The sequence below is a fragment of the Streptomyces sp. NPDC086080 genome (assembly GCF_044540255.1).
Taxonomy (GTDB): domain Bacteria; phylum Actinomycetota; class Actinomycetes; order Streptomycetales; family Streptomycetaceae; genus Streptomyces.
This window is the reverse complement of record NZ_JBITRU010000111.1, coordinates 1-1,338: the sequence shown is the minus strand read 5'-3', so window position 1 is coordinate 1,338 and position 1,338 is coordinate 1. Positions and strand designations below refer to the sequence as shown.

At 69.2% G+C, this 1,338-nt stretch carries 1 protein-coding gene; it reads right to left on the bottom strand.

All coding sequences use genetic code 11. The features are described 5' to 3' along the window. Positions 1–16 precede the first annotated feature (16 nt). Complete coding sequence (locus tag ACIF9R_RS38305; RefSeq protein WP_399987741.1) at positions 17–1,189, bottom strand: ISAs1 family transposase; 1,173 nt, start codon at positions 1,187–1,189, stop codon at positions 17–19. Positions 1,190–1,338 lie beyond the last annotated feature (149 nt).

Below are 1,338 nucleotides of genomic sequence, written 5' to 3'. Positions count from 1 at the left end.
CAGGGGCGATGCGTTCTCACACTGTGAGCCGGAGCATGGCGGTTGCGTGCTGAGGTCGTGACCTGTAGTGATCGGTTGCGGCGGCGATGTTGGTCCAGCCTGCTTGGCGCATGAGTCCGATGGCGAGGTTGCGCAGGGTGGCCATGGTGCGGGGTGCGGTGCCGGTGCGTACGCGCGAGGCGTCCTCGCCGAACGTCACGTCTCTGACGTGGTGCAGGGCTTCAACTGACCAGTGATTCTGGACGAGTTCGGCGAGTTGCGCCGGGCTGGCCTGTTCGGGCGGGAGGCTGGTGACCGCGTAGACGGTCTTCGTCTCGACCTTGCCCGTCTTGCGGTTGGTGCGGCGGCGCTTGATTTCCATGGCCTGGACGGCGTGGGGGAAGAGCAGGCCGGAACGGACGGTGCAGACCTTCAGGCGGCGGACCTCGCGGCGGCCGTGTCCGGCTCCGTTGGTGCGGGCCTGCAGCGGGATCTGCTTCCAGGGCAGGTGTCGCAGCTGCGTGCGCAGCTTCTTCTGGTTGCCCTTGACCACCAGGAGGTAGTGGCCGCCGGCGGTGATGACGTGTTCGGCATGGGCGCGCTGGGTGTGCATCGCGTCGGCGGTGACGACGACGCCGTGTAGGTCGATCCGGTCCAGCAACGGGGCGAAGGCGGGGATTTCGTTGCTCTTCGCGGCGATCTGGCGCTGGGCGATCACGGTCTGGCAGGCGTGGAGTGCGGCGGCGAGCAGGTGGACGGCGGTGCCGTCGGTGCGGGATCCGCGCACGGTCTTGCCGTCGACGGCCAGGCCGACCAGGGTGTCGCCGGGTTCGTCGACCGGGTCGGCGGCGTACCGGGCGAGCCAGGTGCCCACGGCGTCGTCCAGGGCGTCGCCGTCCAGGCGGGCCAGAAGGCGTCCCAGGGTGGAGGCGTTCGGCGTGCTGGCGGCCAGTCCGAGTTGTTCGCGCAGGTCGGAGTCGGTATCGGCGGCGAAGCGGGCGATGGCCGCCAGGGACGTGGCTCCGCCGAGGACGGCGACCACGCACAGCGCGAGCAGGGATCCCAGGCGGTAGCGGCGGCCCCGGATACGGCGGGGATCGGGTATCGCGCCCAGCACGTCCGCCAGGCAGGTGAGCTGTGACGGTTCCGGGCAGGTGGAATCGGTGTCCGCGCAGTGGCGCTGCAGGACACCGATCAGGGAGGATGGCACGCGAACGCGACCCCTGTTCGTGATCAAAGGCTTCGAGAACCTTGATCATCAGGGGTCGCGTCTCTCGTTGCTGAACCCGGCGGACCGACCACCGCGGCGCATACACAGGCGATCAGCTCATCTCGCCGACTGAGAACGCATCAGCCCTG